Source organism: Pseudoalteromonas sp. SR45-6, from assembly GCF_014163545.1.
Classification (GTDB): Bacteria; Pseudomonadota; Gammaproteobacteria; order Enterobacterales; family Alteromonadaceae; genus Pseudoalteromonas; species Pseudoalteromonas rhizosphaerae.
Genome location: NZ_JACJDM010000011.1, coordinates 1 through 16,522 on the forward strand (window position 1 = coordinate 1; position 16,522 = coordinate 16,522).

17 protein-coding genes are annotated in these 16,522 nt (G+C 42.0%); 15 read left to right on the forward strand and 2 right to left on the reverse strand.

The features are described 5' to 3' along the window. Positions 1-222: 222 nt before the first annotated feature. A complete protein-coding gene (gene rne, locus H5158_RS07290) occupies positions 223-3,597 on the reverse strand; it encodes a ribonuclease E (RefSeq protein WP_182718732.1) in 3,375 nt (1,124 codons plus the stop codon). A gap of 625 nt (positions 3,598-4,222) precedes the next feature. Here rne and rluC point away from each other — a divergent pair. Then, the gene (rluC, locus tag H5158_RS07295; RefSeq protein ID WP_145233581.1) at positions 4,223-5,182 is read left to right on the forward strand and encodes a 23S rRNA pseudouridine(955/2504/2580) synthase RluC; all 960 of its coding nucleotides are present in this window, start codon (positions 4,223-4,225) and stop codon (positions 5,180-5,182) included. After that, complete coding sequence (locus tag H5158_RS07300) at positions 5,179-5,823, forward strand: HAD-IA family hydrolase (RefSeq protein WP_182718733.1); 645 nt, start codon at positions 5,179-5,181, stop codon at positions 5,821-5,823. The genes rluC and H5158_RS07300 overlap by 4 nt, the downstream gene beginning before the upstream one ends. Positions 5,824-5,841: 18 nt before the next feature. Here H5158_RS07300 and H5158_RS07305 read toward each other — a convergent pair whose 3' ends face one another. After that, entirely contained in the window at positions 5,842-6,435 is a 594-nt protein-coding gene (locus H5158_RS07305; protein ID WP_182718734.1) for a nucleoside triphosphate pyrophosphatase, read from the reverse strand. A 142-nt stretch (positions 6,436-6,577) separates the two neighbouring features. Here H5158_RS07305 and yceD point away from each other — a divergent pair, with 142 nt between their 5' ends. The 13 genes from yceD to H5158_RS07370 all read left to right on the forward strand — a co-directional run bounded on the left by yceD (position 6,578) and on the right by H5158_RS07370 (position 16,516). Continuing rightward, the gene (gene yceD, locus H5158_RS07310) at positions 6,578-7,102 is read left to right on the forward strand and encodes a 23S rRNA accumulation protein YceD (protein WP_145233584.1); all 525 of its coding nucleotides are present in this window, start codon (positions 6,578-6,580) and stop codon (positions 7,100-7,102) included. A gap of 9 nt (positions 7,103-7,111) precedes the next feature. Beyond that, a complete protein-coding gene (rpmF, locus tag H5158_RS07315; RefSeq protein WP_002962381.1) occupies positions 7,112-7,282 on the forward strand; it encodes a 50S ribosomal protein L32 in 171 nt (56 codons plus the stop codon). Positions 7,283-7,294: 12 nt separating this feature from the next. Then, complete coding sequence (plsX, locus tag H5158_RS07320; RefSeq protein ID WP_145233585.1) at positions 7,295-8,338, forward strand: phosphate acyltransferase PlsX; 1,044 nt, start codon at positions 7,295-7,297, stop codon at positions 8,336-8,338. Positions 8,339-8,397: 59 nt separating this feature from the next. After that, on the forward strand, positions 8,398-9,324 hold the full coding sequence (fabD, locus tag H5158_RS07325; RefSeq protein ID WP_182739750.1) for an ACP S-malonyltransferase: 927 nt from the start codon (positions 8,398-8,400) through the stop codon (positions 9,322-9,324). 12 nt (positions 9,325-9,336) lie between these two features. Further along, on the forward strand, positions 9,337-10,083 hold the full coding sequence (gene fabG / locus H5158_RS07330; RefSeq protein WP_145233587.1) for a 3-oxoacyl-ACP reductase FabG: 747 nt from the start codon (positions 9,337-9,339) through the stop codon (positions 10,081-10,083). A 240-nt stretch (positions 10,084-10,323) separates the two neighbouring features. Continuing rightward, the gene (acpP, locus tag H5158_RS07335) at positions 10,324-10,560 is read left to right on the forward strand and encodes an acyl carrier protein (RefSeq protein ID WP_016707440.1); all 237 of its coding nucleotides are present in this window, start codon (positions 10,324-10,326) and stop codon (positions 10,558-10,560) included. Positions 10,561-10,678: 118 nt separating this feature from the next. After that, positions 10,679-11,917 carry a beta-ketoacyl-ACP synthase II gene (fabF, locus tag H5158_RS07340; protein WP_149982366.1) on the forward strand — a complete coding sequence of 413 codons (1,239 nt, stop codon included), beginning with the start codon at positions 10,679-10,681 and terminating at the stop codon, positions 11,915-11,917. 54 nt (positions 11,918-11,971) lie between these two features. Then, entirely contained in the window at positions 11,972-12,814 is an 843-nt protein-coding gene (gene pabC / locus H5158_RS07345; RefSeq protein ID WP_259399427.1) for an aminodeoxychorismate lyase, read from the forward strand. Next, complete coding sequence (gene mltG, locus H5158_RS07350) at positions 12,808-13,809, forward strand: endolytic transglycosylase MltG (protein ID WP_182739751.1); 1,002 nt, start codon at positions 12,808-12,810, stop codon at positions 13,807-13,809. The genes pabC and mltG overlap by 7 nt, the downstream gene beginning before the upstream one ends. Positions 13,810-13,863: 54 nt before the next feature. Next, positions 13,864-14,493, forward strand: a complete 630-nt coding sequence (tmk, locus tag H5158_RS07355; RefSeq protein ID WP_149982364.1) for a dTMP kinase — start codon at positions 13,864-13,866, stop codon at positions 14,491-14,493. 1 nt (position 14,494) lies between these two features. Further along, the gene (gene holB, locus H5158_RS07360; protein WP_149982363.1) at positions 14,495-15,391 is read left to right on the forward strand and encodes a DNA polymerase III subunit delta'; all 897 of its coding nucleotides are present in this window, start codon (positions 14,495-14,497) and stop codon (positions 15,389-15,391) included. A 7-nt stretch (positions 15,392-15,398) separates the two neighbouring features. Beyond that, entirely contained in the window at positions 15,399-15,725 is a 327-nt protein-coding gene (locus H5158_RS07365) for a PilZ domain-containing protein (RefSeq protein ID WP_145233592.1), read from the forward strand. A gap of 11 nt (positions 15,726-15,736) precedes the next feature. Beyond that, positions 15,737-16,516, forward strand: coding sequence for a TatD family hydrolase (locus H5158_RS07370; protein WP_182739752.1), 780 nt, complete (start codon positions 15,737-15,739; stop codon positions 16,514-16,516). The last annotated feature ends 6 nt before the right edge of the window (positions 16,517-16,522 follow it).

Below are 16,522 nucleotides of genomic sequence, written 5' to 3' on the forward strand. Positions count from 1 at the left end.
CTTTCTCGCATTAGGCTCTTTACGTGATAAAGCTAAAAGTTGCTTGGATTTTTCTAAGTTCAATTTAGTAAAAGTAGATAAGTATCAGTGTGCTAATTAGATCACATAATTTGGCAGATTGGTATAAATCGTTCTCTTTAACCTTATAACTGCTATTAAAAAAGCCGCGTTAATTTTCATTAACGCGGCTTTTTAGTGTGCTTTTAAGCTAAACCAAAAGTGTTAGTCAACACTCATGGTTTTAGTCATTGCAGCATTCGCGCGACCAGCTGGTTTGATAGAACCGGCACGTAAGCCGCTATCTGGAATAGCGTCACGTTTGTCGTGTGCCATCGCTTTTGGCGTATGGGCGACTTCGCTATCTGCAACGGCAGTAGGTTGTGCCATTGGCGCACTTGCTTTACCTGAAGTGATCACTGTTTTAGTGTGCGCTACAGGTTTTGCAGTAGGCTTAGGCTCTGCCATTGGTGCTTCCTCAACAACTACTTCTGAAGCAGGTTCAGCAGCAACTGGCGCTTGTTCAACCACTTCTTCAGTTGCTTCAGCAGCAACAGGCGCTTGTTCAACCACTTCTTCAGTAGGTTCTGCAGCAACAGGCGCTTGTTCAACCACTTCTTCAGTTGCTTCAGCAGCAACAGGCGCTTGTTCAACCACTTCTTCAGTTGCTTCAGCAGCAACAGGCGCTTGTTCAACCACTTCTTCAGTAGGTTCTGCAGCAACTGGTGCTTGTTCAACCACTTCTTCAGTAGGTTCTGCAGCAACAGGCGCTTGTTCAACCACTTCTTCAGTAGGTTCTGCAGCAACTGGTGCTTGTTCAACCACTTCTTCAGTAGGTTCTGCAGCAACAGGCGCTTGTTCAGCCACTTCTTCAGTAGGTTCAGCAGCAACTGGTGCTTGTTCAACCACTTCTTCAGTAGGTTCTGCAGCAACTGGCGCTTGTTCAACCACTTCTTCAGTTGCTTCAGCAGCAACAGGCGCTTGTTCAACCACTTCTGGAGTAGGTTCTGCAGCAACGGCAGGTTTTTCTTCAACTACTTCTGCAGCTTGCTTATTTTGCTTGGCTTTTAACTCAGCTTCATATTCAGCAGCGGCTTGATCTGCAACTGGAATAAATGCTGGTGGTTGTGTACCTTGCGTTGGCGTAGCTTCTTCACCCTCAGGGCGACGACGGCGTTGCCCAGCAGCACGTAAATGACGTGGAGAACGGCGTGAACGCGTACGCGTTTGGCCTTGCTCTTCATCAGTCGATGTTACTGTCTCTTGCTCGTTTGGTGCCGTCTGTTCAGCTTTTTGCTCAGGCGCTTCAACAGCCGTTGTTTCAACAGCAGTAGCCTCAACCGGTGCTTTAACTTCTTCAGTTTGAGTTACAACTGGCTTAGCCGGCTTGTCATCAACAACAGGCGTAGCTTGTTGCTCTGCGTCATTGTTGGTTGTAGCCGGTTGTGCATTTTCATCTTGCAGGCGAACTTTTTTACGTAAGTTACGGCGCTGACGACGAACCTTAGGTTTTTGCTCCGTTGCTTCAACAACGACATCTTGGCTTGGTGCAACGTCTTTTACGTCAGCTTTTGCTTCGGTTTTTTCTGCTACTACTTTGCTGTCATCGTTACGCTTACGTGAGTTAGGATTGCGACGACGTTTGTTACGGTTATCGTTTCTTTCCTGTTGCTCGTTGTTTTGCGTGTTTCCAACTGCTGGCGTTTCTTCAGCTACGCTCTCTGTACGCTCGCTTTGCGGTTTAGTGCGTGAATTATTGTTACGACGACGTTGGTTATTACGACGACGTGTATCACCGTCATTGTTACGACGTGGATTATTACGAGATTCACTCGCTGTTTTTTGCTGCTGTTGCTCTTTACTTTCTATTTGCTCAGCAGGCGTTGCAAATAAAGCCTTAAACCAATTGCTGATGGTAGTAAATAAACTTACCTGCGGCTGGGCTGCAACACTTTGTGGTGCCGCTGCTGGGGCTGTTTGAGCCTGAGCTTGTGGTGCTGGTGTTGATGGCATAACTACGCCTTTTAACACCGGCTCTTCACGTACCGCGACCGTTGGTGTTTTTGATGTTTCATACACTTCTTGTTCTGGTAATGTGATTTGCTCGTAGCTTGCTGCTTCAATTGTTTCATCTTTACGCAAACGCATTACTTCATAATGTGGTGTATCCATATGTTGATTTGGAATGATCACCACATCACAGTTATGACGTTTTTCGATGCGATGCACGCTACGGCGTTGCTCATTTAACAGATATGAGGCAACCGCTACAGGTACTTGGGCATTAACTTGTGAGGTATTGTCTTTAATCGCTTCTTCTTCGATTAAACGTAGGATTGACAATGCAATCGACTCGTTTGAACGAATAGTACCTTGACCACTACAACGTGGGCATGGGCCTTGGCTCGCTTCACCTAATGAAGGGCGTAGGCGCTGACGCGACATTTCAAGTAAGCCAAAACGCGAAATTTTACCAATTTGTACACGGGCACGATCTGGACGAACAGCATCTTTTAAGCGATTTTCTACTTCACGTTGATGGCGCGGTGGTGTCATATCAATGAAGTCGATAACGATTAAGCCACCTAAGTCGCGTAAACGTAATTGGCGAGCAATTTCGTCTGCAGCTTCTAAGTTGGTATTAAGCGCAGTTTCTTCGATATCGCCGCCTTTAGTGGCTTTAGATGAGTTGATATCGATAGAAGTAAGTGCTTCAGTTGGGTCAATAACAATTGAACCACCAGAAGGTAAGCGTACTTCACGTTGAAACGCAGACTCAATTTGGCTTTCGATTTGATAATGAGTAAAAAGAGGCACTTCACCTTGATAAAGTTTTACACGGCTCATGAAGTCAGGGCGAAAACGCTCAATGTGCGCTTTAGCTTCTTCAAATACACGGGCTTTATCAATTAGGATCTCACCGATGTCACGGCGTAAATAATCGCGAATCGCACGGAAAATCACGTTGCTTTCTTGATGAATTAAGAACGGTGCTTTACCGCCATCAGAGGCTTGCTGAATCGCATCCCAATGAACAAGCAGCGCTTTTAAATCGTAGTTTAGTTCTTCAAACGATTTACCAACACCGGCAGTACGCACGATTAAACCCATGCCTTTAGGCAGTTCTAAACGACTTAAAGCTTCTTTAAGTTCAGTGCGTTCATCACCTTCGATGCGACGAGAAATACCGCCAGCACGAGGATTATTAGGCATTAAGACTAAGTAGCTACCTGCAACACTAATAAAAGTGGTGAGGGCTGCGCCTTTTTGGCCGCGTTCTTCTTTGTCTACTTGGACAATAACTTCTTGACCTTCTTTGATCACGTCACGAATATTCGGACGACCATGGAAAGTATAACCTTGTGGGAAGTAAGTACGGGCTATTTCTTTTAAAGGAAGGAATCCGTGACGATCAGCGCCGTAATCAACAAAGGCGGCTTCTAATGACGGTTCTATACGAGTGATTTTGCCTTTATAAATATTGGCTTTTTTTTGTTCGTGACCCGGGCTTTCGATATCTAAATCATACAGGCGCTGGCCATCAACCAGTGCTACGCGCATTTCTTCTTGCTGCGTCGCATTGATTAGCATACGTTTCATATTGTTACTCTACTGTGTTATGTCTCTGACATGACGAAACTTTTCGCCTGTTCAGTTGCTCCCATCGCTTCTTTTTGTACAATCTCACGACTGGATCTGTGGGGGAGCTTGGTACTGTATCCGTACTCTAAGTATCTTTATGGTGCTGGCTGACAATAACGTGTTGTCACGTTATTAAATTCTATTATGGTGCCAAAACTATCGGCTGTTTTTTTACAGTGACGTATTCGAGTTCTGTCCAGAGTCGACCATTAATTAAATTAACTTGTACGGTTACAACACATCTGCTGAACGGCGTATTGTACGCCGTCACGATCAGACAAATTATCTGTTCAAATTGCTTTTTTCATCAACATTAAATAACACTTCATGCTCAAACTTAACTGGCGATATATTACACGCATCGGAGTTAATTGAAGGCACGTGTAAACTGGGTATGTATAAAAGCTTTGGAAAACTTATCTCGGATCTGTATGATCAATTACCCAGAATGTGCATCACGAATGTTTTAATGTGTTAAAAAGCACCGTTGTTATTTGCAAATATATATTTGCGACGGTGATTATCCCATTATTATAACTGTGTTAGCAACTAAAATTATTTTACTTAAATCAGTGATTAGGCAATGTCAGAAAAAACCGGCTTACAAGTATCTTTCGTCACGATTACCGAAGACCATTTAGGTCAACGGATTGATAACTTTCTTATTACTCATTTAAAAGGGGTGCCTAAAAGCGCTGTGTATCGAATTCTTCGCAAAGGGGAAGTGCGGGTTAATAAAAAACGCATCAAACCTGTGTATAAATTACAACTCGATGACATCGTTCGTATTCCACCAATACAAATAGCTGAACGTGAAGAGTTTGTGCCTAAAAACCTTGATGTAGTAACCAAACTTGAAGAGGCTATTTTATTTGAAGATAAATACCTTATCGTCATTAACAAACCATCAGGCATGGCTGTGCATGGCGGCAGTGGGCTCAGTTATGGTTTAATTGAAGCATTGCGCGTATTGCGCCCAGATGAGCGCAGTTTAGAGCTTGTACATCGTTTAGACCGTGATACATCAGGCTGTTTGTTAATCTCGAAACGTCGTTCAGTGTTGACCAGCTTGCATGAACAGTTACGTGAAAAAACCATGGAAAAGAATTACTGGGCATTGGTTGATGGGCAATGGGATTCTAAAACTAAAAATGTCACCGAAGGGCTGCGTAAAAACACCCTACAATCAGGTGAACGAGTAGTACGTGTGGATAACGTTGAAGGTAAACCTTCACATACTCGTTTTAAAGTACTGGAGCGCTTTGCTGAATGTTCGTTAGTGCAGGCATCACCAGTAACAGGTCGTACTCACCAAATTCGTGTGCATACACAATGTAAAGGTCATGCAATTGCTTGTGATGATAAGTATGGCAACCAAGCATTTGATGCGGCGATGCGTAAAGTGGGATTAGGGCGATTATTTTTACATGCGCACGATTTGAGTTTTTATCATCCAAAAAATGAAACTACTATGCGAGTAGAAGCGCCGCTTGATAAAGCGCTGGCTAATTGTATTAAAACGTTACGTGCCGCAAAACCGTGAAACCCTATAAATTAGTTATATTTGATTGGGATGGCACGGTGATGGATTCAGTGGCTAAAATAGTTAACTGCATGCATCAATCTGCGAGAGTCTGTGGTGTAGTTTGCCCCAGTGACGAGGCGGTTAAAAATATCATTGGTTTATCACTTGAGCAGGCCGTGACGGTGTTATTTCCTCAGCAGAGCCATTTACACGCTGATTTAATCGCCGGTTATAAGCATCAGTATAAACATCTTGATAACACGCCTACACCCTTATTTGCTGATGTAGAACAGACTTTAGCGGCATTAAAAAACCGTGGCGTATTATTAGCTGTTGCTACCGGCAAAAGCCGAGTCGGCCTTGAACGCTTGCTGGATGAAACACAGTTACGGGATTACTTTGTAGCGACCCGCACCAGTGATGATGCATTGTCAAAACCAGCTCCTGATATGTTGTTGCAACTGCTGGATGAACTCAATATTAGCCATGATGATGCGCTGATGATTGGCGACACCAAAATAGATATGGCGATGGCAAAAGCGGCCAATATTGACCGTTTAGGTGTAACTATGGGGGTGCATAACGCCCAGCAGCTAAACGAGTTTACACCGATTGCGACAGTTGATTCGTATCAGCAACTAGCTGCGCGTTTAGTTTAAGTCGTAGTGAATAAATAGTTAGTCTTGATTACTTAACACATCCAGATCAAACTCAGTCAATAATTGGCTGAGTTTGATAAGTGGTAAACCAATCAAGCTATTAGGGTCATCACCGCTAAGCTTTTCAAATAAACAAATACCTAAGCCTTCGCTTTTAAAGCTGCCTGCACAATTGTAGGGTTGCTCTGCGTCGCAGTAAGCAGATATTTGTGCTTGTGTCAGTGTTCTAAATGTAACATTAAAGGGTTCAACTAGGGTTTTTGTTTTATTGCTTTGAATATCATAAACACATAAGCCCGTTAGAAATGTGACTGTATTACCGCTAAATAAACTCAGTTGTTTAATGGCATTTTCTTTGTTGTGTGGTTTGCCTAAGATTTGTTGCTCAAATACGGCAACTTGATCAGAGCCAATTACTAAGCCTTGTTTAAAAAGTGTAGTGGCTGCGCGTGCTTTGAGTTCACTTAAGCGTTTTACAAGTTCAACTGGGGCTTCATCGGGTAGTGCTGATTCGTCAATACCAGGTGAAAAACTGTCGAACGGCAGATTAAATTTTTGCAATAAAGACTGACGAAAGGGTGAACTTGAGGCTAAAATAAGCGGGTGCTGCATGGATTGTTTTCCTAATGAAAATTAGATTGAGTTAGGATAAATCAGATCCGTTGGCAAAACAAAGAAATGAATCGCGAAAAACCAGCTAAAATTGGTTTTTTACTTTGACTAACCAAGTAACTATCTATATGATGCAGCCCCTATGCAAAAGGTGAAAATTCCCATCACTCTTCATCCAGGCAAGGCAGCGCAACACCGTTTAAAGTATGACGGCATTGTACCGCTTGAAAAACTTACCCGTTTACGGGAAGTTGTGCAGGAAGAAGTAGGTGAAATAGCGGTAAAAATTCATTGCAAAAACGATGATCAAGGTTTCGCTGTGATTAGAGGCAATTTGTCCACACATGTTACTGTCACTTGTCAACGTTGTAATGGTGATTTAGGGTTGGATTTGGTTCAAGACTTTGTTTATTCACCAGTCGGTGAGGATACAGAGTTAGAGATTTTTCCAGAAGACTACGATGAAGTAGCGCTTGATGAAAATGGTGAAGTTAACGTTTTTGATTTAATCGAAGACGAACTAATTTTAGCCGTGCCATTAGTTGCTACCCACAACGAAGCTTCATGCAGTTATTCAGCAAAGCCTGCCAGCTTTGGTGTTTTAAAAGCGGAAGATGATAAACCAAATCCATTTGATATTTTGAAACAACTTAAGAAAGATTCTTAGGAGAAGACTATGGCTGTACAAAAAAGCAAAAAGTCTCGTGCAAGACGCGGCATGCGCCGTTCACACGATGCGATCAGTGGTCCAACTTTAACTGTAGACCAAACATCTGGTGAGACTCATCGTCGTCACCATGTGACTGCAGATGGTTACTACAAAGGCGTTCAAGTAATTTCTAAATAAGAGATTGCTTTTATGCTGACCAATCTAACAATTGCGTTAGATATGATGGGGGGCGATTATGGCCCCCGTTCATCTATCCCCGCAGCCGTTAACGCGGTAAATGCAAATGCCAATCTAAGATTGATCTTATGTGGCAACGAACAAGTAATATCTAAAGAACTTGAGTCTCTCGATTCTCTATCTCATCCTCGTTTAATAATTCGTCATTGTAGTCAAGTAGTCACCAATAGTTGTGAACCGTCTTCTGCTGTGCGATCTAAAAAAGATTCCTCAATGCGCGTTGCTCTTGATTTAGTTAAATCAGGTGAGGCACAAGCGTGCGTTAGTGCCGGAAATACCGGTGCATTATTATTTATGGCTCACTATGTGCTGAAAATGTTGCCAGGCGTAAAACGTCCTGCATTGATCTCGGCTGTGCCAACTGAGCGAAAAAATCCGGTTTACTTACTTGATTTAGGTGCGAACGTGCATTGTGATGCACAAACCTTATATCAATTTGGCATTATGGGTTCGGTTGTCGCAGGGCAAGCACTGGGCTGTGATAGTCCAAAAGTGAGTTTATTAAATATTGGCTCCGAAGACATTAAGGGCCATGAAGATATCAAACAAGCTGCACAACTGATGCAACAATGTAGCTACCTTAATTATACTGGTTACAGCGAAGGTAGTGATATTTTTACTGGTAAATCAGATGTGATCGTCTGTGAAGGTTTTGTGGGCAATGTGGCTTTGAAAACCTGTGAAGGGATTGCCAAGCTGATTATGTTTAAGCTTACCAAAGCACTGCAAAAGCACTTTTTCTATAAATGTTTAGCATTTATGTTACAGCCAGTAATAAAAAAACTCTATAAACGGGTGAACCCCGACCAGTATAACGGCGCTTCTCTGGTAGGATTGCGCGGTATTGTCGTAAAAAGCCATGGAAATGCCTCAGCTAAAGCATTTCATGCTGCTATCGACGAAGCTGCTAGAGAGGTGGAACGTCAACTTCCTGAAAAAATTGCAGCTATCTTCGAGCAAACACATTCAACTAAAAAAGTCGCAACTGACGATTAATTACTATGTCAGGTGTGTACTTAAACATTTATTTATTTGTTTAATTAAAAGAGCAAAGTATGGCACAAAAAATTGCACTTGTTTTTCCGGGTCAAGGCTCACAATCTGTGGGTATGTTAAGTGAACTATTAGAGCAATCTGATATTGTTAAAGCGACGTTTGCGCAAGCATCAGCGGCACTTGGTTATGATTTGGTTGCATTAGTACTTAATGGTCCAGAACAAGAATTAAATCAAACCCATCGTACGCAACCGGCATTATTAACAGCATCAGTGGCAATTTACCGCCAATGGCTTGCTGCAAATCCAGATGCAGACGTAACGATGGCAGGTCACAGTTTAGGTGAATACTCAGCGCTGGTATGTGCTGATGTGTTGAGCTTAGGCGAAGCTGTAAAATTGGTTGAAAACCGTGGTTTATATATGCAAGAAGCTGTGCCAGCAGGCGTGGGTTCAATGGCTGCGATCATTGGTTTAGGTGATGACGAAATTAAAGCCGCGTGCTTGGCATCAGCACAAGGTGAAGTGGTTGCACCAGTAAACTATAACTCACCGGGTCAAGTTGTGATTGCAGGTCATAAAGCCGCAGTAGACAGAGCATCAGAAGCGTGTAAAGAAGCTGGTGCAAAACGTGCGTTGCCTTTATCGGTAAGCGTACCTTCACATTGTGAACTAATGAAACCAGCGGCAGAAAAATTAGCAAAAGATTTAGCTGCTTTAACATTTAATACACCTAAGTGTGATGTAATTAATAATGTTGATGTAACAGCTGCAAGTTCAGCGGATGCTATTAAAGATGCATTAGTACGTCAACTATACAGTCCAGTACGATGGACAGAAACAGTACAAGCATTGGTAGCACAGGGCATTACCCAAAGCTACGAGTTTGGTCCTGGGAAGGTGTTAACGGGTCTTGCTAAACGCATTGATAAAGCAATGGTATGTGGTTCGGTGAATAGCCAAACTGCCATTGACGAAGCAAAATAAGAGTAGGAAAAAATGGCAAATTTATTTTCGTTAGAGGGCAAAGTTGTCCTAATTACAGGCGCTAGTCGCGGTATTGGTAAAGCAATCGCCACTACATTGGTAGCACAAGGTGCTAAAGTTGCCGGTACTGCAACCAGCGAGTCTGGTGCTGCAAATATCAGCGAATACTTAGGCGAGAATGGTAAAGGTTATGCGTTAAACGTAACTGATCCTGCGTCGATCGAGGCGACACTTGCTGCGATAAAAGCAGATTTAGGCGATATCGACGTATTAGTAAATAATGCTGGTATTACCCGCGATAACTTACTTATGCGTATGAAAGATGCAGAGTGGGACGATATCATTGATACTAACTTGAGCTCAGTTTTTCGTTTATCTAAAGCAGTGTTACGCCCGATGATGAAAAAGAAAAACGGTCGAATTATCAATATAGGTTCAGTTGTTGGTACAATGGGTAATGCAGGGCAAGCTAACTACGCAGCAGCTAAAGCGGGTGTAATTGGTTTTTCTAAGTCGTTAGCGCGTGAAGTTGCTTCTCGTGGTATTACAGTCAACGTAGTTGCTCCTGGTTTTATTCAAACAGATATGACCGACAGCTTAACTGACGAGCAAAAAGCAGCTACGCTTGCTAATGTTCCTGCTGGGCGTTTAGGCCAACCGGATGAAATTGCCGCCGCAGTATGTTACTTAGCATCTGATGCAGCAGCGTATGTTTCAGGCGAAACTTTGCACGTAAATGGTGCGATGTACATGGTGTAAGGAACTTTGTTCCTATTTTGTTTTGAGGCGGCTTGTCGAAAAATGTTGAATTTTTTGTTAACTTGCTTTAAACATACTTGAATTCGTGCTGAAAATAAGCGATAAAAGACACAAATAACCGTCAAGAGGTTTGACCAGATAAAAAATTATCAGCAAATCCTTGAATCACAGAATTATGCGCCGTAAACTACGCCGCAATCTGAAAATAACGCATTGGCGTTTTTAATAAAGGAAAGAAGAATGAGCGACATCCAAGAACGCGTAAAGAAAATCATCATTGAGCAACTAGGTGTTAAAGAAGAAGAAGTAAAGCATGAAGCTTCTTTCGTTGATGACTTAGGCGCAGATTCACTTGATACTGTTGAATTAGTAATGGCTCTTGAAGAAGAGTTCGATACTGAGATCCCAGATGAAGAAGCTGAAAAGATCACTACAGTACAAGCTGCAATCGATTACGTAACGGCTCACGCTGAGTAATCAATCGCATATTAAGGGCAGCGTTCGCTGCCCTTAATCTATCTATACCCTGTATTTCCACGCATTTGGGTATTAATACCCACCAGAAAAATAATAATTCCCTTATTGGAGGCAAACCGTGGCTAAACGTCGAGTCGTCGTAACTGGCTTAGGAATGTTGACGCCGCTAGGTAATGATGTTGAATCAACCTGGCAAGGCTTGTTAAATGGCAAAAGTGGTATCCAAACTATCACTCATTTTGATACATCTAGTTTTGGCACCAAGTTCGCTGGTTTGCTGAATGATTTTGATGCGTCAGCCTATATGCCGGCAAAAGATGCTAAAAAAATGGATTTGTTCATCCAGTATGGCATTGCCGCAGGTGTACAAGCACTACAAGATTCTGGCCTTGAGATCACAGAGCAAAACGCAGCCCGCGTTGGTGTTGCTGTGGGTTCGGGCATTGGTGGTTTAACGCTTATTGAAGAAAACCACATAAAGTTATTAAACAGTGGCCCACGTAAGCTTTCTCCTTTTTACGTGCCGTCGACCATTATCAATATGATCTCTGGTCATTTATCGATTATGCACGGTCTACGTGGTCCAAATATCTCTATCGTGACAGCCTGTACAACAGGTTTACACAACATTGGTCACGCTGCGCGCATGATTGCTTATGGTGATGCTGATGCGATGGTTGCCGGTGGTGCAGAGAAAGCCTCAACGCCAATTGGTATGGGTGGTTTTAACGCTGCACGTGCGTTATCAACCCGAAACGACGATCCGCAAGCTGCATCACGTCCATGGGACAAAGACCGTGATGGCTTTGTACTTGCTGATGGTGCAGGTGTTATCGTACTTGAAGAATACGAGCATGCGAAAGCCCGAGGTGCAAAAATCTATTCTGAGTTGGTTGGTTTTGGTATGAGCGGTGACGCTTATCACATGACGTCGCCACCAGAAGATGGTGCCGGTGCAGCCTTGGCAATGGAAAATGCTTTAAACGATGCGCAAATCAATGCAGATCAAGTGGGTTATATTAATGCTCACGGTACATCGACTAACGCTGGCGATAAAGCAGAAACCTCTGCAGTTAAGTCAATTTTTGGTAATGCTGCCAAAGATGTGATGGTGAGTTCATCAAAATCTATGATGGGTCATTTACTCGGTGCAGCAGGCTCTGTTGAATCAATTATCACTATTTTGTCGTTACAAGATCAAAAAGTAACACCAACAATTAATCTTGATAACCCTGATGAAGGCTGTGATCTGGACTACGTTCCACACACGGCTCGTGATGCGAAACTTGATTACGCATTATGTAACTCATTTGGTTTTGGTGGTACTAATGGCTCGTTGGTATTTAAAAAGGTATAATCTTTTTTAACAACGAGACAAAATAAGAGCCCAGTTGTTACTGGGCTTTTTTATATGCAAAATATGCCAAAACAAAAAACTCACATAGCGCAAACAATAAAATTAGTCACGCCACAGCAAGGCGTTAGCATAAGTAGCAATGATCGCGGCTTTAATTATGGCGATGGCTTTTTTACAACTGCAAAAATAGTTGATGCTGAAGTAGAGCATTGGCCACTTCACAGGGCACGATTAGTTGAATGCGCGCAGCGACTTAGTTTTGGTGAGCTGGATTTATCGGCACTGCAGCAAGCAATCGCTGAGTATATTAAGACGGTTTCGCTGGGCGTGTTAAAAATAGTGGTTACACGTGGTGAAGGAGGGCGTGGTTATGGCCTTCCTGAACAAAGCAATTTATTGATTGTACTGTCGCTATTACCGTTTCCTTCACACTACGCTCAATTAGCACAACAAGGTATTAAACTTGCTATTAGTCCTGTGCAACTTGCATCGCAACCACTGCTTGCTGGTTTGAAAACGTTAAATCGTTTAGAGCAAGTAATGATCAAACGTGCCATGCAAGGGCAAGATTGTGATGATGTAATGGTGTGTGATTATCACAATAATGTGATTGAAACCTCTGCGGCAAATATTTTTGCTATTAAAAATGGTCGAGTTTTTAGTCCAAGTTTGCAAAACTGTGGCATTCAAGGGGTTTATCTGCAATCACTGTGTGATAAGTTAACCATTGAATTTACTGATATTAAGCTAGAACAATTGCTGCAAATGGAGGCAGTATTTAGTTGTAATAGCTTAATGGGAATTGTGCCTGTTACAGCGATTGATGGTATGCAGTTTGAGTTAGCAAACAGTTTAGTATTATTGCATGGTTTATTTACCAAGGAGTCTGCGTGTTAAGAGTGATTATATCGATTGTGTTGCTAGCATTATTGGTAACTGGAGTTGGTTATCAACAGTTGCAAGCTACTATTAACAGTAGTTTAAAAGCGCCAGCGAATACGTTGTTTGAAGTTAAAAAAGGCACGGGGTTTAATCAACTCTGCCAACAGTGGCAAGCAAAAAAATGGTTAGATGGGTGCTTACGTTATCAGATACTCGCGAAACTCGATCCGACACTGACGGATTTAAAAGCTGGTTTATATCAACTTAATAACGCCACGGTGCTTGATAACATTCGGCAAATCAATCAAGGTAAACAAGTAAGCTTTAGTTTTACAATTATTGAAGGTCACTCACTTCGTGACGTGTTAGCGGCAATAAGTAAAGCCCAGTACCTTCGTCAAGATTTAAGTCTTGGTGAGTTATCTCAGCAAATAGTCGGCTCTGATCAGCATTTAGAAGGGTGGTTATTTCCTGATACCTATTATTATCATGCTAATGATACGACAAGCTCAGTGCTCAAACGAGCGCATAAAATAATGCAAAATGTACTTGATGAGGCTTGGCAAAACAGGGCTGCTGATTTACCGTTTAAAACGGCCTACGAAGCATTGATTATGGCCTCAATTATTGAAAAAGAAACAGGCCTTGCCAGCGAACGGCCATTAATAGCCTCTGTATTTACTAATCGACTAAATACAAAAATGCGCTTGCAAACTGATCCAACCGTGATTTATGGCATTGGTGCTGACTTTGATGGTGATATAAAACGTAAAGATTTAACTAATCATACTCCGTATAATACATATAAAATTAATGGCTTACCGCCTACGCCGATTGCTATGCCGTCAAAAGCGGCAATACTTGCAGCAGTCAATCCACCTGAGTCTGAGTACCTTTATTTTGTTGCCAAAGGCGATGGTAGCCATCAATTTTCTAAAACCTTAAAAGAACATAACAAAGCAGTACAAGATTACTTACGTTATCAAAAACAGTTAAGCAAATCAGAGTAAAAAATATAAAACGAGAAAGCCGATTAATGCTTTTTCAAACTAAAAAGAGAGATCATGACAGCAGCAAAATTTATTGTGATTGAAGGCTTAGAAGGGGCCGGTAAATCGACAGCTATAGCAATTTGCCAACAGTTTTTAGAGCAGCACAAAGTGGATTTTATTAATGTACGCGAGCCCGGCGGCACACCCATCGCTGAAGCACTGCGCACTATTGTAAAAGATAACCATGTCGAACAGATTGCCAGCGAAACAGAATTACTGCTGATGTATGCAGCCCGTTCGCAACTGCTACATAATGTTATTCGTCCAGCACTTGCTAAAGGACAATGGGTATTAGGCGATCGTCACGATCTATCATCGCAAGCTTACCAAGGCGGCGGACGTGAAATTGCCGCTACTACGTTAGATTCTCTCGCCAATATTGTATTAAAAGGTTTAAAACCAGATCTGACCATTTATTTGGACATTGAACCTGCGGTGGGCCTTGCCCGTGCGAAAGGACGCGGTGAACTGGATCGTATAGAACAACAAGCATTGAGTTTTTTTGAACGTACCCGCGCACGCTATTTAGAACTCGCAAATAGTGATGACACTATTAAAACAGTTAATGCAGGTCAAAGTATGCAATTAGTACATCAAGATATTATTACCGTGCTTGAACAATTTATGAAAAGTAACAATTAACATGATTTATCCTTGGCTTAGCAATGTTGAGCAGCAATTAGCAGCCAGTTTTAATGCTGGGCGTTTTCACCATGGACAATTATTTAATGGTCAACAAGGTGTTGGTAAGCGCGCCTTAGTGGAGCAGCTGGCTAATGCATTATTGTGCTTGTCTGCAACTAACTTAGTCCCTTGTGGGCATTGTAAGAGCTGCCATTTAAATCAAGCGGTTACTCATCCTGACAAATATGTAGTGCAAGCTGATGGACAAAGCATTGGTGTGGATGATATTCGCAGTGTCAGCGATTTCATGCATCAATCAGCGGCGCAAAATGCCAATAAAGTGGTGGTGATCAATGATTGCCATAAAATGACCACAGCGGCGGCCAATGCCTTACTTAAAACGTTAGAAGAGCCCAGCCCGCAGCGATTTTTGTTACTAACAACGAGTGCGACAACGCAATTACCGGCCACTATTTTAAGTCGCTGCGCGCTTACACAAGTAAAAGTGAATGACGCCAATGTTGCTATGAATTGGATTTCCCAACTGCACGTTCCTGCATATCCATGGTTAAAAATGTTTACCCAGCAGCCATTATTGATTGCCCGTTGGCAACAAGATGAGCAGCTGGAGGTAATCGATGAATTGTATAAGTTTGCAACTGAGCTAAAACAAGGCCATAATTTCAGTGCGTTAGTTGATATTATCAGTAAAGATACAGAGCGTGTTCGCGTCTTTTGTTTATTTTTAAGCGAACAATTAAAACAACAACTCATTGCTGGAATGGATTTTGATTCATATCAGAGTGCGCAAAATGCATTGGCCGAATTTGTGCAAAACAGTACACAGATATTAGGATTGAACTTGCCGTTGGCAGTGTCTCGTTTAGCGTATCGTTTACGTAAAAGCTATAAGTAGGATTATTGTGCAAGAATTATTAGTCGATTTAGATGATCTAGATGAATTATACCGCTGCTATATGCCGTATTTAAAAAATGGTGGACTATTTGTGCGCACTAATATGCGTTATGAGATGGGTCATTCATTGGCATTAAAAGTGACATTACCGGATGCGCTTGAAGATGATGTAATAACCGGAAAAGTTACATGGATCACGCCACAAGGCGCGCAAAGTTCTAATCCACCGGGCATTGGTATTAGTTTTATCGATGATAAAACTAACCTAAATGTGAAGATCGAAAAACTACTAGGGACTATGTTAAACTCTGGTAATCCAACTTATACCATGTAGTAAGCAGTAACATGATTGTAGATTCTCATTGCCATTTAGACCGACTCGATTTTGATAAACTCGATTTAAACTTAGACCAAGTACTTGATAGTGCACGGGCTAAACAAGTTGAACACTTTTTATGTGTGAGTGTCACACTTGATCAATTCCCTAGTATGCTAGAAAAAATTCAAGGCTATAGTGATGTCTCTGCCTCGTGTGGTGTTCATCCGCTTGATCAAAAAGACGCACTTGATAAACAACGCTTAATTGATTTAGCAAGCCACGATAAAGTAGTAGCAATTGGCGAAACAGGGCTTGATTACTATTATTCGAAAGACACCCATGCCGTGCAACAAGCAAGTTTTGTGGGTCATATTGAAGTGGCGAACGAGTTACAAAAACCACTTATAATCCATACTCGCGATGCGCGCGACGACACCATAAACTTAATGCGTGAACATAACGCACAAAAGTGTGGTGGTGTATTGCATTGCTTTACTGAAGATTGGGATATGGCTAAAAAAGCCATCGACTTAGGCTTTTATATTTCTATCTCTGGCATTGTGACCTTTAAAAATGCCGTAGAGCTTAAAGATGTTGTTAAACAAATTCCACTTGATAGATTATTAATCGAAACAGACTCGCCTTATCTAGCGCCAGTACCGTATCGTGGGAAAACTAATCAGCCCGCTTATGTGCAAGATGTTGCTTATTACATTGCTGATTTAAAAGGTATTAGCTACAAAGAGCTTGCCAACGCGACTACGGAAAACTTCTACTCATTGTTCAACTTAGTGAACAAAGGTTAATTAGCA